The sequence below is a fragment of the Paraburkholderia sp. GAS334 genome (genome assembly GCF_050436625.1).
GTDB lineage: Bacteria > Pseudomonadota > Gammaproteobacteria > Burkholderiales > Burkholderiaceae > Paraburkholderia.
Map to the genome: position 1 here is coordinate 68,010 of NZ_JBNDMO010000016.1, position 16,927 is coordinate 84,936.

17 protein-coding genes are annotated in these 16,927 nt (G+C 63.9%); 10 read left to right on the forward strand and 7 right to left on the reverse strand.

From position 1 onward, the window contains the following. Window positions 1-16: 16 nt before the first annotated feature. The 4 genes from P3T21_RS25465 to P3T21_RS25480 are packed head-to-tail and all read right to left on the reverse strand — an operon-like array spanning window position 17 to window position 4,876. The gene (locus P3T21_RS25465; RefSeq protein ID WP_429258729.1) at window positions 17-844 is read right to left on the reverse strand and encodes a formylmethanofuran dehydrogenase subunit C; all 828 of its coding nucleotides are present in this window, start codon (window positions 842-844) and stop codon (window positions 17-19) included. Then, window positions 841-1,809 (reverse strand): formylmethanofuran--tetrahydromethanopterin N-formyltransferase, encoded by a 969-nt coding sequence (fhcD, locus tag P3T21_RS25470; protein WP_429258730.1) that lies wholly within the window; start codon window positions 1,807-1,809, stop codon window positions 841-843. Before fhcD ends, P3T21_RS25465 begins: the two co-directional genes overlap by 4 nt. Beyond that, the gene (locus tag P3T21_RS25475; protein ID WP_429258731.1) at window positions 1,806-3,515 is read right to left on the reverse strand and encodes a formylmethanofuran dehydrogenase subunit A; all 1,710 of its coding nucleotides are present in this window, start codon (window positions 3,513-3,515) and stop codon (window positions 1,806-1,808) included. The genes fhcD and P3T21_RS25475 overlap by 4 nt, the downstream gene beginning before the upstream one ends. Next, window positions 3,512-4,876, reverse strand: a complete 1,365-nt coding sequence (locus tag P3T21_RS25480; RefSeq protein WP_429258732.1) for a formylmethanofuran dehydrogenase — start codon at window positions 4,874-4,876, stop codon at window positions 3,512-3,514. Before P3T21_RS25480 ends, P3T21_RS25475 begins: the two co-directional genes overlap by 4 nt. A gap of 393 nt (window positions 4,877-5,269) precedes the next feature. Here P3T21_RS25480 and P3T21_RS25485 point away from each other — a divergent pair, with 393 nt between their 5' ends. The 3 genes from P3T21_RS25485 (at window position 5,270) to P3T21_RS25495 (ending at window position 8,124) form a co-directional block, all read left to right on the forward strand. Continuing rightward, window positions 5,270-6,340, forward strand: coding sequence for an ATP-grasp domain-containing protein (locus tag P3T21_RS25485; protein WP_429258733.1), 1,071 nt, complete (start codon window positions 5,270-5,272; stop codon window positions 6,338-6,340). After that, window positions 6,337-7,443 carry a hydantoinase/oxoprolinase family protein gene (locus P3T21_RS25490; protein ID WP_429258734.1) on the forward strand — a complete coding sequence of 369 codons (1,107 nt, stop codon included), beginning with the start codon at window positions 6,337-6,339 and terminating at the stop codon, window positions 7,441-7,443. The genes P3T21_RS25485 and P3T21_RS25490 overlap by 4 nt, the downstream gene beginning before the upstream one ends. 90 nt (window positions 7,444-7,533) lie before the next feature. Next, window positions 7,534-8,124, forward strand: coding sequence for an aspartate kinase (locus tag P3T21_RS25495; protein ID WP_429258735.1), 591 nt, complete (start codon window positions 7,534-7,536; stop codon window positions 8,122-8,124). Between the two features lie 42 nt (window positions 8,125-8,166). Here the strand turns inward: P3T21_RS25495 and P3T21_RS25500 are convergent, their stop codons facing one another. The 3 genes from P3T21_RS25500 to pqqA form a co-directional block, all read right to left on the reverse strand. After that, a complete protein-coding gene (locus P3T21_RS25500) occupies window positions 8,167-8,868 on the reverse strand; it encodes a (5-formylfuran-3-yl)methyl phosphate synthase (RefSeq protein WP_429258736.1) in 702 nt (233 codons plus the stop codon). A gap of 37 nt (window positions 8,869-8,905) precedes the next feature. Further along, complete coding sequence (locus tag P3T21_RS25505) at window positions 8,906-9,544, reverse strand: DUF447 domain-containing protein (RefSeq protein WP_429258737.1); 639 nt, start codon at window positions 9,542-9,544, stop codon at window positions 8,906-8,908. A gap of 109 nt (window positions 9,545-9,653) precedes the next feature. Beyond that, on the reverse strand, window positions 9,654-9,728 hold the full coding sequence (gene pqqA, locus P3T21_RS25510; RefSeq protein ID WP_013342881.1) for a pyrroloquinoline quinone precursor peptide PqqA: 75 nt from the start codon (window positions 9,726-9,728) through the stop codon (window positions 9,654-9,656). A gap of 377 nt (window positions 9,729-10,105) precedes the next feature. On the opposite strand from pqqA, the gene P3T21_RS25515 reads away from it, so the two are divergent. The 7 genes from P3T21_RS25515 to P3T21_RS25545 all read left to right on the forward strand — a co-directional run bounded on the left by P3T21_RS25515 (window position 10,106) and on the right by P3T21_RS25545 (window position 16,925). Next, the gene (locus tag P3T21_RS25515; protein WP_429258738.1) at window positions 10,106-11,605 is read left to right on the forward strand and encodes a form I ribulose bisphosphate carboxylase large subunit; all 1,500 of its coding nucleotides are present in this window, start codon (window positions 10,106-10,108) and stop codon (window positions 11,603-11,605) included. A gap of 37 nt (window positions 11,606-11,642) precedes the next feature. After that, window positions 11,643-12,071, forward strand: a complete 429-nt coding sequence (locus P3T21_RS25520; protein ID WP_429258739.1) for a ribulose bisphosphate carboxylase small subunit — start codon at window positions 11,643-11,645, stop codon at window positions 12,069-12,071. Between the two features lie 34 nt (window positions 12,072-12,105). After that, entirely contained in the window at window positions 12,106-13,095 is a 990-nt protein-coding gene (cbbX, locus tag P3T21_RS25525; protein WP_429258740.1) for a CbbX protein, read from the forward strand. Between the two features lie 22 nt (window positions 13,096-13,117). Continuing rightward, window positions 13,118-14,215 (forward strand): class 1 fructose-bisphosphatase, encoded by a 1,098-nt coding sequence (locus tag P3T21_RS25530; RefSeq protein ID WP_429258741.1) that lies wholly within the window; start codon window positions 13,118-13,120, stop codon window positions 14,213-14,215. Between the two features lie 59 nt (window positions 14,216-14,274). After that, window positions 14,275-15,147 (forward strand): phosphoribulokinase, encoded by an 873-nt coding sequence (locus P3T21_RS25535; protein ID WP_429258742.1) that lies wholly within the window; start codon window positions 14,275-14,277, stop codon window positions 15,145-15,147. A 35-nt stretch (window positions 15,148-15,182) separates the two neighbouring features. Then, entirely contained in the window at window positions 15,183-16,220 is a 1,038-nt protein-coding gene (fba, locus tag P3T21_RS25540; protein ID WP_429258743.1) for a class II fructose-bisphosphate aldolase, read from the forward strand. Window positions 16,221-16,370: 150 nt separating this feature from the next. Further along, window positions 16,371-16,925: a thioredoxin family protein gene (locus P3T21_RS25545; protein ID WP_429258744.1), complete on the forward strand. Its 555-nt coding sequence runs from the start codon at window positions 16,371-16,373 to the stop codon at window positions 16,923-16,925. Window positions 16,926-16,927 lie beyond the last annotated feature (2 nt).

Genomic DNA, 16,927 nt, shown 5'->3' on the forward strand with positions numbered 1-16,927 from the left:
CTGATCGTCGTCGACGCTACCGGACGATCAACAGTTCGCCCCTGCCATCCACCGCCAGATCGCCCGCATAGCGCCGCGGTAATGCTGCGCTGCGCAACGCCGTCGAAAACGGCGCGATCTCCTGCGCGAACGAACGCACCAGCAGTGACCAGAAAACTTCGAAGCCGCGTCCGCCCTCGGTGAACGTCGGCGGCAGCTGCGCGGGCGTTTGCATCAGCAGCAGGGTCCCGCGCCGCATCCCATAACCGTAGTGCGCGCCCGTGTGCCCTGCAATGCCGACGGTACCCGCCACCATCCGCGACGCCGCGCATTCGCCCGCATCGCCGCCGACCAGCACGAGGCCGCGCCGCATGCGGTCGGCAAGGCGCGCGCCCGCATTACCATGGATCGTCAGCGTGCCGCCCGTCATGCCTTCCATGTCGCCCGGCAGCGCGCCCGCAGCGAAGTCGCCGCTGTGGCCCGTTACCGTCAGGCGCCCGCCGCTCATCTCGCAGCCGGTAAAGCGGCCCGCATCGCCTTCGATACGCACTAGGCCGCCGTTCATCCGGAACCCGGTGTAATCGCCGCACGAACCGTGCAAGGTCAGGGCGCCTTCCGCGAGATGCGCGCCGACATGGTCGAGCCAGCACGCATCGCCTTCGATTTCCAGCGCGACGTGTTCGCTGTCCGCGCGCGCGAGGTCGAACAGATCGCCGACCACGCAGGTTTCGTTGCCGGCGGGCAACCGGATGCGGGCAACTTCCGCGACCGGCAACGCGGCGAGCGCCACGGGCAGCAGGCGCGCGGCATCGACCCGAAAACCCGGCGCGTGCTTTACGCGCAGCGTGGTCGTGGTCGCGCTCATGCGGGGCTCCGCCCGGCGGCCGTCGCCAGTTCGCGCAGATGAAAGTGATAGGGGCCGAGCTTGCCGCCGTAGTTGCCCGCCGAAATCCGCAGCACGCCGGCAGCGCGGCCGCGCGCGGTGGCGGCCGTGATGCCGGCCGCCATCGCCGCGCCGACGTCGCTGTCGGTCAGGCCGTCGATCACGATTTCCATCACGCAACCCACTTCCGCCGTCAGCTCGCTTTTTTTCGCGAGGCCGGTGAGGGTGGGGCAGAACGCGTCGTTGGTCGATGCCGTTGCGCCCGCGTATTTCGAGCCGATCTTCGAGCCGGAGCGCACCACGCCACCTGGAAACGGCATGATCACGTTCGGCAGCGCCCGCATCGCGGCGGCGGCGGCTTCGGCGGCGGCGAGCGCGGTGTCGATGTCAGTGCCGAGCAGCAGCAGATTGCCGCCGCCGACCGCTTTCACCGTCACCGTCGTTTCCTCGCAGACGAATTCGCCGTCCATCACCGGCACGCGCCAGTAGCGCGTGTTGCCGATCATCTTCGAAATCTGCCAGCCGTCGCCGAAGAAACGCAGATTTTTGCCGAGCGCAGCGGCGTCCGAGAGCGGCGCGCGGCTCGTAGCGGGGTCGATGCCGCTATAGATCGCGGTAGTCGGGCACGTCAGCACACACTGGCCGACGCGCCGTTCGATCTGTTTTGCCAGTTCCTTCGACGACACTGCGAACAGCAGCACCGCGATACCGGGCCGTCCGTCCGGCGTTTCGCCGCCGGTCAGTTCACGCTCGATGCCGGCCTCGCAGCCGCATCCGATCACGGAAGTCGCGAATCCAGTCAGCGATTGTGCGGCGTACTTCGCCCAGACCGCGGTGTGCGCGGTGATGACCAGCCGCGTCGCCTTCATCGGGAACGCTTCCGCGAAGGTGTCGTCGATCAGGGTGCCGTTGATCTCCATGGGCGTTGAGGTCGAGGCGGTCGTCATGGGTTCACCGCCGTCAGGCATTCGACAGGCAGCAGCCGGCCACCGCGACAGCACGCGCAGATTTCGTCGTCGCTGATCGCGGCGTGCGCGAAGTTGCCGACGAGGTTCGCGTCGCTATACGCGCGCAGCGTTTTTTCGATGCCGCGATCGAATTCGGGCGACACGTAGTGAATGCCGCCTGTCGGTGTAGCCACTAACGTGCCGTCGCGCGCGACAATCTGGCCGTCCTTGAACACATACGCGGGCGACGAAAACATCCGCTCGCGATCCGCCGCGTCGCGATAGACAGCGATATCCGCCGCCGCGCCTTCGCCGAGATGGCCGCGATCCTTCAGACCCAGGAGACGCGCCGGACCGGCCCGCGTGATGATCGCGATTTCGTAGAGCGACAGTTCGCGTGTGAGCTCGGGCAGTGAACTCGCCACCTGCGCCTCGGGATGCAGCTTTGCGATCTGTTCGTCGCGAAAGCTTTTATCCATCAGAAGCCGGATCAGATGAGGGTAGCTCGTGAACGGGCCGCCGTTCGGATGGTCGGTGGTCATCGAAACGCGCCACGGGTCGTCGATCAGGAGAAAGATCTCCAGCCCAATGATCCATTGCAGTGCATTCACATAACTCTGCTCGCGATAGCGGAACGGCACGATGCCGCAGCCTGCATCGCATTCGATATCGCCGACGATCCACTTGCGCGGTGAAGCGAGCGGCGCGTTTTTGAACTGCATCATCGTGTCGCCGGAAGCGGTGACGGTCTGCCCGAAAATGATCTGACCCACGTCGATCGATACGTTGGGGCGCGCGTTCACGGCTTCTGCGATGGCACGTGCGCCGGAGGAAAACCTGCGCGGGCCTTCGATGCCATAGCTGTGGAACTGGATATGCGTCAGGTGGATGGGCAGGCCGTCGGCGGCGTCCATCGTGGCGATCGTGGAAGCGATATTGCCCGGCACGCCGAGATTGCTCGCATGCACATGCAGCGGATGCGGCACGCGCAGTTCGGTCAACGCGCGCGACAGGGTGCGCAGCACGTCGCGCGGCGTGATGCCATAGTGCACGTGCGCTTCGTCGACATCGAGCGAGCGCTGGTTGAACTTGAACGCCGAGATGCCGCCTGGATTCACCACTTTCACGCCGAGCGCCTTGCTCGCGTGCAAGGTCCAGCCGACGTAATCGCGCAGACGCTCGAAATCATCGCGCGCGGCGAGCATTTGCAGCAGCAGTTCATCGTTGCCGAGCATCACGTAGGCGCCGTGATCGATGATCGGCGTGTCGCCCATTTCCAGATGCGTGTGCCGTGTATTCGAAGGCATCATCGCCGGCTCGAACGCTGCGGTGTAGCCCATTTCAGCGTATCGATAGCCCGTCGCGAGCGTGCCCGGTGCGCAAACGCCGCACGACGGCATGCGCAGATAGCGGCCCTCGGTGTCCGTTGCCGATTCGTAACCGGCATCGCGGATCGGGTCGTTGCGATGATCTTCCGGCAGCAGCAGTCGCGACAGGTTCGTTTTGCCGCCGCCGATGTGTGAGTGCAGATCGATGCCGCCCGCCATCACGATCATGCCGGTAGCGTCGTAATCGTGATCGACCGTCGCGCCGGAAGTGGGTTGCGCGACGATGCGGCCGTCGCGGATATAGAGGTCGCGTCGTTCGCCGTCGACGCCGTTTGCCGGATCGTAGACGATGCCGCCGGTTAGCCGCGTGAGGCTCATGGCGCGCTCCGCTTGACGTCGTTCAGGCCTTCCGCAAGACGCGCGGCGATCGTGGCGACTGTCGGCAGACCGGCGTCGCGGGCGGCGAAGAGCGGCACGACGACGGTGCTGTCGGTGCGGAACAGGTGGCCGCCGCTGTCGATGCCTGGCGTCGCCACAGGAACAAAGACCGTCGGTCCGCGACGGGCGCTGCCGACTGTTGCGGCCGTTGCTGGATGGCCCAGCACGATGGCGGGTACATCGGGATCGAGCGTGTCCGGCAGCGGCTGCGGTGAAAAGCTCGATATCCACAGCAACGCGTCGATCTCCCGATCTGCGAGCAGCGACCCGGTGCGAAAGCGCGTGGGGTCGTATTCGAGCGACGGCTGTTCCGCGAGACGTCCCGGCATCGCGACGCGTGTGCGTAAGGGGAATCCCGATAGCCACGTGATCGTCTGATTGACGCTCAACGCGCCATCGTCGCCGCCGAGCGGCAGGCCGCCGGCGCGCGAGGTCCGGTTAACGGCCTTGATGATGCGGTTCAGCGCTTCGATGAGCAACGCAGCGTGCGGCCCGGGCAACGCGCCGGGTTCATACACGAACACGGTGTAACGCGCGGCGTGAATGGCTTCGTTGAGCGTCGCCAGTTCGCGCGCGGTGCCGCTGCCGTCGTGTAGCGCTTCGACGCTGCGGCCCTCCAGTAATGCCGACCATAGCGCGAGCAGGTCGAACAGATCCGCATTGCCGAGGACGGATGCGCTGACATGACCGCTTGTATTTACCGCCGGATCGATTTCACAGGCGACGAATTTCAGCGTGCGTGCCGGGACGTCGCTATCCGTCGCGCCGAACGCGCGCTCGTAAAAGCGCGGATATCGGGCGGACGGCTGGCACGCGAACACCACAACCAGATCAGCGCGTGCGCGTACTTCGGAGAGTGTCGTAAAGAACGCGCCGCGATCCTGCAGCGCAAGCGTCGACGCCACGAGTGCGTCGCCATGCAGATGATCGACGATCGCGCCGCACCCGGCAGCGAGCGTATACAGCGCCCGTGCGCCCGCGATATCGGTGGCCATGCCGCCGAACAGCGGGCTGCGCGCACCCGACAGAATATCGACGGCACGCGCGAGCGCAGTGTCGAGGTCGGCTTCCTGTCCATCGATCGACGGCTTGCAGCTCGCGTCGGCTGCGCCGTACAGCGTGAGCGCCCCGGCAAGCCGGGGACAATGGGTGGCGGGCGCGCTCAGGCTGCCGTCGCTGTTCACGCCTGCCGTGATGTCATCGCAGAGCAGCGGGCAGAAAGGGCAGGTCCAGTCGGACGTGATGGACGCGGACGCGCCCGTCGGGCCGGCACTCGACGGATGGGTGGACGAACGGTGCATGGTGGCGTTTTCAGCAAGGACCGTGCCGGTTTGCGAGCGCTGCGGCGCCGCATGCGGTTCGCAGTATCGCGTGTCGAACGGATCCGCGCGAGATGCGGATCACGGGCCGTTCACATCTCGGCATCGGCGATCGTCTGCCGTGATGTGCCCTGTGCAAGGGCACGCAGAAGCAGCACGTCCGCACAGCACAGTATGTGCTTCGTTCTGAAACACTGTGTCACCCGATTGCTGCGCGCTGCAACACCCCGCCTTGCCAACGCATTACACCTGGATTGTTCCGTGCCCGCGTGGCACGGATATTGTGTCGTGCAGAGGCGCTGGGCCCAGAGCGGCGTGACGCGCGGATCTACGCGCCATACACGCCCCGGATCTCACCTGCATGGATGACCTCCCGTGACCAAGCTATTTGTGTACGAGTACCTGACCGGCGGCGGCATCGATCCGGACCTGGCCGGCGAGGGGAGTCTCGCTGACCTGAGCGCGCTGATCGTCGAAGGCCGCGCAATGCGCGATGCGCTTGTCGCCGATCTGCGCGAACTCGAAGGCGTGCACGTGACGTTCGCGAGTTCGCGCTTCGAGCACATCGATGCGTCAGTCGCGCATTGCCGCGCGGCGCCTGGCGAAACCATGAGCCACTTTGTTGCGCGTGTGGCCCGCGAGCACGATTACGCGTGGGTGATCGCGCCGGAATGCGATGGCTTGCTGCGTCAGTTGCACGATGCCGTGGGCGCGGCGCGCTGGCTTGGCTGCACGGAGCAGGCGATCGACATCGCGTCGAGCAAGCGCGCGACGGCGGCCTGTCTCGCAGCAGATGGCATTGCTGTGACGCCCGCGTTCGCCCCTGAACACGAACACGCTGCGCCATCGGAAGGAAGCGGCTGGGTCGTCAAGCCGGATGACGGCGCGGGTGGCCTCGATACGTTTCTCTTCGACCGCTTCGCCGACGCCTGCGCCGAATATCACGCACGCGTCGCATCTGGGCGCAACCCGGTGCTTCAGGCGTGGGTCGAGGGCGAACCGCTCAGCCTCTCGCTGATCTGCGGCGGGGACCGTGCTGAACTCATCAGCATCAACCGGCAGCAGATCGGCATACCCGATATGGCTTCACCCGGTCACGCTGAACGCGTGATCGAGTTCAGCGGCGTACAGGTCGACCAGATCGATCGTCGAGGCGAGCGGGGTCGTGCACTCGATGCGCTGGCGCAACGTGTTGTCGCCGCGTTGCCGGGCTTGCGTGGCTTCGTGGGGATCGACCTCGTGTGGCATCCGCAGCGCGGTCCTGTCGTGATTGAGGTTAATCCGCGTCTGACGGCGGCCTATGCGGGGCTGTCGGCGCGGCTCGGGCGCAATCTCGCGGGCTGGCTGCTGGAATCGCATGGCGTGACGGTGAGGTCTTCCGGCGTTGACGCAGCGTCCGTTTCGGCGCGCCATGCCGGGATGGGCGAGCGCAGGGTCGCGTCATGAACGGCGTGCACATCTCTTCGCCCGTTCACGCGCCGACCTTTGGCTGGGATGTAGGCGGCGCGCACGTGAAGGTGTCGATGATCGACACATCGGGTGCGTTGTGCGATGTCGCGCAATGGGCGTGTCCGCTGTGGCAGGGGCTCGATCACCTGGAGCGCGCGATCGATCACGTTTTCACACGCTGGCCCGACGCGGGCGCTGCTGCTGCGCAGCACGCATTGACGATGACGGGCGAAATGGTCGATCTGTTCGCCGATCGCGCAACCGGCGTACGTGCGTTGACCCGCGCGCTCGCGGCACGTCTCGGCCCGCAGACGCGCTTTTTCGCAGGCGCCGAGGGCTGGCTGGACGCCGCCGCCTGCGCGGACCAGTGGCGCGCGGTGGCCTCGGCGAACTGGCTGGCGACGGCGCAATGGCTCGCGACGCGCGTGCCCGACGCAGTACTCATCGATATCGGCAGCACGACCACGGACATCATTCCTGTCGTCGGCGGCCGGGTGGTGGCGCAAGGCGCGAACGATGCCGCGCGGCTCGTCAGCGGTGAACTGGTCTATCAGGGCGTGGTGCGCACGCCGCTATGCGGCGTCACGCACCAGATCCTGTTTCGCGACCAGACGACGAACGTCATGAACGAATGGTTTGCTACAACCGCCGACGTCTACCGGTTGACGGGCGAACTGTGGCCCGCGCACGACCAGCACCCGAGCGCGGATAACGGCCCGAAGACCGAAGCGGCCAGCCGCGTGCGGATCGCGAGGATGATCGGCCGAGACGCCGCCGACGCCACCGAAACCGAATGGCGGCGCTTCGCGCAGCGCTGGCGTCACGAGCAGCTCTCGACCATCGCGACGAACCTCGCACGCGTGCGGGTTGCCCACCCGGCACTGGCGGCAGCGCCACTCGTCGGCGCGGGATGCGGACGTTTTCTCGCGACGGCGCTCGCGCAGCAGGACGGGCGCGGATATATCGATTTCGCCGTGCTGGCCGGCGTGCCGCCTGCGAACGCTGAACTGGCCGAATGGGTCGCGACGTGCGCGCCGAGCGTCGCGGTAGCACTGCTGGCGCACTCGGGGGCGCGCGTGGAGGCCGCCCAGACTGCGTGAAACGGGATTGCGGGACACAACACGGAGCGCGTCGGCCCGAAGCAGAAAAGGAGCCGTCGATGGCGTCAACCTGGAGCGAGGGTATCGGTCATGTGGGTGGTGAAAATCGGCGGAAGCCTCAGTCACGACCCGCTGCTGCGCGAATGGTTGACGCAGCTTTGGGAACTCGGCGGCGGGCGCGTGGTGATCGTGCCGGGCGGCGGCGATTTCGCCGACCAGGTCCGCCAGTATCAGAGCGAGTGGCACTTCGACGACCTAGCGGCTCACAACATGTGCCTTCTGGCGATGACGCAATACGCGATCCTGATGCAGGGCGTATTGCCCGAACTGGTCCTGGCCGCCAATGAGGAGCGCATCCGCCGCGCGCTGCGTGACGGGCAGGTCGCCGTGTGGGTGCCGACCGGCCTGATGCGCGACACGCCCGACGCGACCACCAACTGGGACACCACATCGGACAGCCTCGCCGCGTGGCTGTCGACGACGCTCAACGCCGAGCGCCTGATCGTCGTGAAATCGTGTGAGGTGGAGGCGGGCACACCTTTGGCCTCGCTGAGCCTGGATGGCGTGCTCGACGCGCGCTTCGTGAACTACGTCAGCGACGCGAACTATGTCGTCGAGCTGTTGAACCGGCGCGATGTGGCACTGATGCGCGACCGGTTGCTGCACGTACCGGCCGCGTAGGCAGAGCAACGTGCGGCGGTCTGCGGGGCTTGACGCGCGTCGTCACATCACATGCGTTTCGCGCGGCGCATGATGCAGCGCCTCGGCCCACCGTGCGACGTAGCCGGGATCGAGCCGGGCCGAGCGTCCTTCGGCACACAAGGCCGTGCGAAAACCCGCGATATCCGGCTTGAGCGCGTGAATCTGCGCGAGCTGCGCCCAGCCGAGCGAACCTGCGACGCCCGTCATTGCGCCGCGCGCGGCGATCACGGAAAGGCAGCGCGCCAGCGTCGCCATGTCGACGCGGTCGAATAGCGTGCGGCCGTCCTTGCTCGCCGTATCGAACACGATGCCGGCGAAGCCCAGCCCGGCCGCATAGTCCGAGAGCGCCGCATCGACGCCTTCATCGCAGAGCAGCACTGGCACCACCGTCGCGGGCAGGCTCGCAAGATGCGCGAGGCACGCGCGCGCCGACGATCCCGCCGTGACGCCTACCTTCACATAATCGACGCCGGTGTCGCTCACGCCAATCACGCGTGCGGCGATGTCGTCGAGCGCGTCGTTCAGCACGTCGCCGATTGCCGCGCTGATCGGCTTCACCGGATAGTGCGCGCGCAGTGCCCGCACGATGCGCGCAATTTCGTCGACCGGTACGCCACCCAGCGCGCCATCGCGCGGTTCTTTCAGATCGATGAGTTCGGCGCCGGCCTGCGCGGCGTCGAATGCTTCGTCATAGGAGCGGACGCTCGCGAGCAGTGCGGTCATGGAAGTCTCCAGAAAAGGGGGGCTTTGCTGCAACGCGTCAGGCGGCGCGTGACGTATTCGATGACGGGTTCGGCGACGGGTCCGACGAGGCTTTCGATGATGCAGCCGGCGACGTGCCCGCCTGCGCGCGATAACGCGCGATTGCGTCCATCAGCCAGCCCCACGCGACGCGTTCAGCGTCGCCCGCGGTTTTGTCGATGGCGATCTTCAGATAGGCGACTTCGTTGTCCACTTTCGCGGCAGGCAGCATGAAAAGCCGGCTGACGAGAATCGCGCCTTCAACGACTGCTGCCTGGGCGCGATTGAAGCCGGGAAACGGCGCGTGCATTTCCTGGTGCACGCAACGCATGTGCAAGGCAGGGCGCTCGCCATCGTCGCGCACTTCGTCGAGTTCGAGTTCCGTGTGCGCGAGCGCGCCGTCGAGTCGCACGCTTGCCACGCGCGTAGCGGGCGATGTGGGCCAGTCAAACGCATAGCCTGTGACGCAGCCGGCGAAGACGCGCACGTCGTTCGTGAAATTGATGACAGCGGCGCGGGTGGCGAGGATGTTGTCGAGCGTGGTGGAAGGTCTGAACGGCGCGAGGATTGCGCGTCCGTCTTCAAAACGCACACCCATCGGCGCAATGTGAGGCCGGCCGTCGCGCGCCACAGTCGTAACGATCGTTTCGTAAATCATGGCGAGGAACGCTGAACGTTGCGGCGTACTACGAGCCGGCGGGGTTGCCAGCGCTGTGCTGGCTGGAGCATTGCCGCACGGCAGCCGCGCGAAGGCGGCGCGTGCGGGATTAACGGGTTGCGATATACATCGTGATTTCGAAACCAAAACGCATATCGGTGTAACTCGGTGTCGTCCACTGCATAGTCATCCTCCAAGGTTGGTTGGGGCTTTCGCCGCCGACACATCGAGCCGCGCCGGAACGGATCAGCACCGGAAATCACGCAAGCGCCGTGCCAGAAACAGCACAGTGAAGCGGACACTGGAACCTCGCTGCGAACGTCACGGGTTGCGCGGATTACTGTCGCAGAAACGCAGCAAAGTGTTTCACCATCATACGAGTTTCTGGCAGTTGTGCACGCACTGATCTCAACGTGAGCCAAAGAATCGCTTAGGGATGGCAAAGAAATTCGTGAATTCCCTTCGATGAGGGGCGCGCCTACATTGCGGACATGGACGCAGGCTGACAGCCGCCGCCCCTTCTGCTTCGCCTGGCGCGTATCCAACCACCGAGGACATTTCATGAACGACTTCAGCAAGGCCGCCATCGAGCCCGCATCGCACGAACGCAATAGAGCGGATCCGCGTTCCCGCTATGCGGCCGGTGTCATGAAGTATCGCGAGATGGGCTACTGGCAACCGGATTACACACCGAAAGATACCGACGTTATCGCGCTCTTTCGCATTACGCCGCAACCGGGTGTCGAACCGGAAGAAGCCGCGGCGGCCGTGGCAGGCGAATCGTCGACGGCGACATGGACGGTCGTCTGGACCGACCGGCTTACGGCGTGCGACATGTATCGCGCGAAAGCGTATCGGGTCGAACCGGTGCCTGCGTCGAGCGCAGCGGAGCCGCAGTTCTTCGCTTATATCGCTTACGAACTCGATCTGTTCGAGGAAGGCTCGGTCGCGAATCTCACTGCATCGATTATCGGCAATGTGTTCGGCTTCAAGCCGCTGAAAGCGTTGAGGCTCGAAGACATGCGCATTCCGGTGGCCTATCTGAAGACGTTTCAGGGACCGCCGACGGGCATCGTCGTCGAGCGCGAGCGGCTCGACAAGTACGGACGTCCGCTGCTTGGCGCGACCGTCAAGCCGAAGCTCGGGCTGTCGGGCAAGAACTACGGACGCGTCGTTTACGAAGGCCTTAAAGGCGGGCTCGATTTTCTGAAAGATGACGAGAACATCAACTCGCAGGCCTTCATGCACTGGCGCGACCGGTTTCTGTTCTCGATGGAAGCGGTGAATCGCGCGCAGGCCGAAACCGGCGAAGTGAAGGGCCATTACCTGAACGTGACGGCCGGCACGATGGAAGACATGTACGAACGCGCTGAATTCGCGAAGCAGCTGGGCTCGTGCATCGTGATGATCGATCTGGTGATCGGCTGGACGGCGATCCAGTCGATGTCGAAATGGGCGCGCAGGAACGACATGATCCTGCATCTGCATCGCGCGGGGCACGGCACGTACACGCGCCAACGCAATCATGGCATCTCGTTTCGCGTGATCGCGAAGTGGCTGCGCATGGCGGGCGTGGATCATGCTCACGCGGGTACGGCGGTCGGCAAGCTCGAAGGCGATCCGCTTTCCGTGCAGGGCTATTACAACGTGTGCCGTGCGTCGCATAACGAGGTCGATCTGTCGCGCGGAATTTTCTTCGACCAGCCCTGGGCCGGTTTGCGCAAGGTGATGCCGGTGGCGTCGGGCGGCATTCACGCGGGACAGATGCACCAGCTGATCGATCTGTTCGGCGACGATGCGATTCTTCAGTTCGGCGGCGGCACGATCGGGCATCCAGCGGGCATTCAGGCGGGCGCGGTGGCGAATCGCGTGGCGCTCGAAGCGATCGTGAAAGCGCGCAATGAAGGGCGCGACATCGTCAACGAAGGGCCGGAACTGCTCGAAGCCGCCGCGCGCTGGTGCACGCCGCTCAAGCAGGCGCTCGATACGTGGCGCGACGTGACGTTCAACTATGCGTCGACCGATACACCCGATTTCGCTGCTACGCCGACTGCGGCTTAAGCATCACTCATCGCTGGTTCGAACGAAGAGGTCCACCATGCGCATCACTCAAGGCACATTCTCATTTCTGCCGGAATTGACCGACGAGGAAATCGGCCTGCAGATCGACTACGCATTACGCGAGGGCTGGGCATGCTCCGTCGAATACACCGACGACCCGCATCCGCGCAACACGTACTGGGAAATGTGGGGCTTGCCGATGTTCGATCTTCACGACGCCGCAGGCGTGTTGCAGGAGGTGAACGCGTGCCGCAAATCGTATCCGCAGCACTACATCAAGATCAACGCGTTCGATTCGGTGCGCGGCTTCGAGACGATGCGCATGTCGTTCATCGTCAACCGGCCCACGGTTGAACCGGGCTTCCGTCTCGATCGACAGGAAGCGCAGGGGCGGGTGCAGCGCTACAGCATGAGGAGCTACGCGTCGGATCGTCCTTCGGGCGAGCGCTACGTGGATTCGCAGTGAATTTCGACGCGTGCATGCAACAGGGAGATCACCGATGACCGTCGAAGCTGAACTCGATCTGCCGGAGGCGGTGGCCAATGAGGCGCCCAATGAGCTGCCTCGCACCAGCCCGCCAGCAACGCATGCCACGGTCGACCTTGTTGGTCTCTTTCGCGATTCGGGCATCGGCGACGTGCTCGCCGAACTCGATCGGGATCTGGTCGGGCTTGTGCCGGTGAAAACCCGCATTCGCGAGATTGCCGCGCATCTGCTGGTCGAACGCGCGCGCGAAACGCTTGGCATCGCAAGCGGTGCACCGACACTGCATATGTGTTTCTCGGGCAATCCGGGCACCGGCAAGACAACTGTTGCGCTGCGCATGGCCGAAGTGTTGCATCGTCTCGGCTATATCCGCCGCAATCATCTGGTTTCGGTGACGCGCGACGATCTCGTCGGCCAGTACATTGGCCATACCGCGCCTAAAACGCGTGACGTGCTCAAGCGCGCTATGGGCGGCGTGCTGTTCATCGACGAAGCGTACTACCTGTATCGCCCCGAGAACGAGCGCGACTACGGTCAGGAAGCTATCGAGATCCTGCTGCAGACGATGGAAAACCAGCGTGGCGATCTGGTGGTGATTCTCGCCGGCTATGAATCGCGAATGGAGACCTTCTTCCAGAGCAATCCCGGCTTCCGGTCGCGGATTGCGCATCACATTACGTTTCCCGACTACGACGCCGCGGAACTGCTCGACATCGCCGAACGCATGCTGGCGACGATGCATTACCGCCTCGACGGCGCGTCACGCCTTGCCTTCAGCGAATACCTGGATCGCCGCATTCATCAGCCGAACTTCGCGAACGCGCGCTCGGTGCGCAATGCGCTGGACCGATCGCGACTGCGTCAGGCGAACCGTCTCTTTGCGGATGCGCTCAAAGGGGGCGCGCCCGCGGATGCCGTTGTGCTAACGCTGCTAACCGCCGCGGATATCCGCGCGAGCCGCGTATTTAACGGAGCAGTGGACACACCGCCCGAGCCGACCTGATTCGTTTCCCGAGGAGATTGCCATGCAGGACGGACGCACCACGCTTTCGAAGTTCCTCATCGACACGCTCGACCGCAAGCCATCTCTCGTATCGGCGGCGGGCCTGTCGGCGTTGCTGATCGATGTTGCGGCATCGATCAAGACGATCTCCGCAGCACTTACCAAAGGCGCGCTAGGCGGAAACTACGGCTCGGCGGAAACCGTCAACACGCATGGCGAGGAACAGAAGAAGCTCGACCTCGCCACTAACGACATCTTCCTGCAGCACTGCGAGTGGGACGGTTTGCTCGCGGGCATGGTGTCGGAGGAAATGGAAGAGGTCTACGCGATTCCAGAAGCGTATCCGCGCGGCGAGTATCTGCTCGCGTTCGATCCACTCGATGGTTCATCGAATATCGACATCAACGGTGTGGTGGGGTCGATTTTTTCCGTGCTGCGCGTTAAAGACGGTCAACGCGACCCCTCGATAACCGGGAGCGAATTCCTGCGCCCCGGCTATGAACAGATTGCAGCGGGTTATGCGATCTACGGACCCTCGACGATGCTGGTGCTTTCCGTTGGCAACGGCACGCATGGCTTCACGCTGGAACGTGACGTCGGCAACTTCGTCCTGACGCATTCCGATATCCGCATTCCCGAAGATACCTGCGAGTTCGCGATCAACGCATCGAACGAACGTTTCTGGGAGCCACCCGTGCGTCGTTATGTACAGGAATGCAAGGACGGCCGCAGCGGTTGCCGCACGCGCGATTTCAACATGCGCTGGATTGCATCGATGGTCGCGGAGGTGCATCGCATTCTGATGCGTGGCGGTGTTTTCATGTATCCGCGCGATTTCAAAACGCCCGCGATGGAAGGGCGGCTCCGTTTGCTGTATGAAGCCAGCCCGATGAGTTTTCTCGTCGAGCAGGCGGGCGGGCAGGCCATCACCGGACGCGAGCGGATTCTCGATGTCGTTCCGCAGAAACTGCATCAGCGCGTGCCGGTGATTCTCGGCTCGAAGAACGAAGTGGCGCGCATTGGCCGCTATCACAGCGAATACGATCGCGGCGAAGACAAGCCGTTCACGTCGCCGCTCTTCAACGAACGCTCGCTGTTTCTGCCGGAAACGCCTGCATAACGCGTTCTTCAACGGGCTTGAGCATCATACGGGCAGATAGCAGACTCAGGGAGACGCGCATGTCAGTCAGACATCCGATCATTGCCGTGACCGGTTCGAGCGGCGCAGGCACGACCACGGTCATGAAGAGCTTCACACATATTTTCCGGAGGGAGCGCATCAATGCACAGATCGTTGAGGGCGATGCGTTTCATCGCTATGACCGCAAAGGCATGCGCGAAGCGCTCAAGCAAAGCGAGCGCGACGGTGAGCTCAATTTCAGTCACTTCGGTCCAGCGGCTAACCTGCTCGAAGAACTGGAACAGCTGTTCGCGAGTTACGGCGAGGCGGGTAACGGCAAGTTCCGCCGCTACGTTCACGACGACGCGGAAGCGGCGGCATGCAATCAGGACGCGGGTACCTTCACGCCGTGGATGGATGTTCCCGAGAAAACGGACCTGATGTTCTACGAAGGCCTGCACGGCGCGGCGGTTACGGAGAAAGTCGACGTCGCGCGGCATGCGGACCTGCTGGTCGGCGTTGTGCCGATCATCAACCTCGAATGGATCCAGAAGCTGCATCGCGACCAGACGATGCGCGGCTATTCGCACGAAGCGGTCGTCGACACGATCCTGCGGCGCATGCCGGATTACGTGAACTACATCTGTCCGCAGTTTTCGCGCACACACGTGAATTTTCAGCGCGTGCCGACCGTCGATACGTCGAATCCCTTTACTGCACGTGAGATTCCGAACGCCGACGAAAGCTTTGTCGTGATCCGTTTCGCGCGGCCTAAAGGCATCGACTTTCCGTATCTGCTAACGATGCTGCACGACTCGTTTATGTCACGCCCGAATGTGATCGTCGTGCCCGGCGGCAAGATGGGGCTTGCGATGCAGCTTATTTTCACGCCGATGATCCTGCAACTGATCGATCGCCGCGCGCGCGCCTGACGAACCCGTTTCCGATCGACCTCAAGGAGTCTGTGATGGCTTTCATCGCCTTGCGTCAACTGCTGGATCACGCGGCGGAGCACAGCTACGGCGTGCCCGCATTCAACGTCAACAACATGGAGCAGATCCAGGCGATCATGCAGGCCGCCGATGCGACCCGCAGCCCGGTGATCCTGCAGGCGTCGGCAGGCGCGCGCAAATACGCGGGAGAGCCGTACCTGCGCCATCTCGTGCTGGCTGCGATCGAAGCGCATCCGGATCTGCCCGTCGTGCTGCATCAGGATCATGGGGCGAGTCCGTCGGTATGCCAGCAGGCGATCCGTTCTGGATTTACCTCGGTGATGATGGACGGCTCGTTGTTGCCGGACCAGAAAACGCCGGCCGCGTATGAGTACAACGTCGAGGTGAGCCGCCGCGTGGTGGAGGCGGCGCATGCGGTCGGCGTGTCGGTCGAAGGCGAGCTCGGCTGTCTCGGTTCGCTTGAAACCGGTGAGGCTGGCGAAGAAGATGGCGTAGGCGCGCAAGGCAAACTCACGCGCGAGGACCTGCTGACCGATCCGGAACAGGCGCACGCGTTTGTGGAAGCAACCGGTGTTGACGCTCTCGCCATTGCGATTGGCACGTCGCACGGCGCGTACAAGTTCAGTCGTCAGCCGACCGGCGATATTCTCGCGATCGACCGCATCGTCGAGATTCACAAGCGGCTGCCGGACACGCATCTGGTGATGCATGGGTCGTCGTCGGTGCCGCAGGAATGGCTCGCGACGATCCGCGAATACGGCGGCGACATTCCCGCGACATGGGGCGTGCCCGTCGAAGAGATCCAGCGTGGCATCGCAAACGGCGTCCGAAAGGTGAATATCGACACAGATATCCGTCTCGCGATGACGGGTGCAATGCGCCGGGCGATGGCATTGGCACGCACGGAATTCGATCCACGGCACGCGTTGAAAGCGGCGACCGCGGCGGCACGTGAGCTCTGCATTGAACGCTTTCAGGCGTTCGGTTGTGCGGGGCAGGCGGATCGCATCAAGCCGCTGACACTCGATGCAATGGCGCGGCGGTATCACTGAGCGCGCCAGCCAGCAGACGCTTTCACGTTTTTCACGAGGAGGGTGCGCCAGATGCGTGATGAACTTGCCGGCGTGAACGAATTCGCGGCTGGGCGTATGCTGGTGGATCAAGACGGCGGCTATTGAAGTCGCCGGTTTCAGGAGCGCACGATGGCTACCGAATCTCCCGCTGGTGAACTGGGCATGCAGGCGCCCGCGTTTTCCCTGCCCGCTACCGACGGACGCACGCTTTCACTCGACGACGTTCGCGGCGAGCGCGGCCTCGTGGTGGTATTCATGTGCAACCACTGTCCGTATGTGCGGGGTGCGCTGCCGCATCTTGTACGGGACGCACGCGAGCTGGCTGAGATCGGCGTCAACGTGGTCGGAATCAGTTCGAACGACGGGTTGACCTATCCGGAAGATTCGTTTGAGCACATGGTCGAATTCGCAGCGGAATGGAAGCTTCCGTTTCCTTACCTGTACGACGAAACCCAGCAGGTTGCGCACGCATACGACGCGGTGTGTACGCCCGAATGCTACGGCTTCGATGCGGACCTGACGCTGCGCTATCGCGGGCGAGTCGACGCGTCGCGGAGCGCGCCCGTCCCTGATGCCCGACGCGATCTGTTCGAGGCGATGCGGCAAATCGCAAAAGTGGGCGTCGTATCGGATCAACAGTATCCGGCGATGGGCTGTTCGATCAAATGGAAAATGGAGCCATGACC

Excerpts from the sequence above, each read along its gene's own strand:
- P3T21_RS25515 (WP_429258738.1), top strand. The coding sequence starts at position 10,106 with ATGAACGACTTCAGCAAGGCCGCCATCGAGCCCGCATCGCACGAACGC.
- P3T21_RS25465 (WP_429258729.1), bottom strand. The coding sequence starts at position 844 with ATGAGCGCGACCACGACCACGCTGCGCGTAAAGCACGCGCCGGGTTTT.
- P3T21_RS25530 (WP_429258741.1), top strand. The coding sequence starts at position 13,118 with ATGCAGGACGGACGCACCACGCTTTCGAAGTTCCTCATCGACACGCTC.
- P3T21_RS25545 (WP_429258744.1), top strand. The coding sequence starts at position 16,371 with ATGGCTACCGAATCTCCCGCTGGTGAACTGGGCATGCAGGCGCCCGCG.
- cbbX (WP_429258740.1), top strand. The coding sequence starts at position 12,106 with ATGACCGTCGAAGCTGAACTCGATCTGCCGGAGGCGGTGGCCAATGAG.
- P3T21_RS25490 (WP_429258734.1), top strand. The coding sequence starts at position 6,337 with ATGAACGGCGTGCACATCTCTTCGCCCGTTCACGCGCCGACCTTTGGC.
- P3T21_RS25500 (WP_429258736.1), bottom strand. The coding sequence starts at position 8,868 with ATGACCGCACTGCTCGCGAGCGTCCGCTCCTATGACGAAGCATTCGAC.
- P3T21_RS25520 (WP_429258739.1), top strand. The coding sequence starts at position 11,643 with ATGCGCATCACTCAAGGCACATTCTCATTTCTGCCGGAATTGACCGAC.
- P3T21_RS25475 (WP_429258731.1), bottom strand. The coding sequence starts at position 3,515 with ATGAGCCTCACGCGGCTAACCGGCGGCATCGTCTACGATCCGGCAAAC.
- fba (WP_429258743.1), top strand. The coding sequence starts at position 15,183 with ATGGCTTTCATCGCCTTGCGTCAACTGCTGGATCACGCGGCGGAGCAC.
- P3T21_RS25505 (WP_429258737.1), bottom strand. The coding sequence starts at position 9,544 with ATGATTTACGAAACGATCGTTACGACTGTGGCGCGCGACGGCCGGCCT.
- P3T21_RS25480 (WP_429258732.1), bottom strand. The coding sequence starts at position 4,876 with ATGCACCGTTCGTCCACCCATCCGTCGAGTGCCGGCCCGACGGGCGCG.
- fhcD (WP_429258730.1), bottom strand. The coding sequence starts at position 1,809 with ATGACGACCGCCTCGACCTCAACGCCCATGGAGATCAACGGCACCCTG.
- P3T21_RS25535 (WP_429258742.1), top strand. The coding sequence starts at position 14,275 with ATGTCAGTCAGACATCCGATCATTGCCGTGACCGGTTCGAGCGGCGCA.
- P3T21_RS25495 (WP_429258735.1), top strand. The coding sequence starts at position 7,534 with ATGTGGGTGGTGAAAATCGGCGGAAGCCTCAGTCACGACCCGCTGCTG.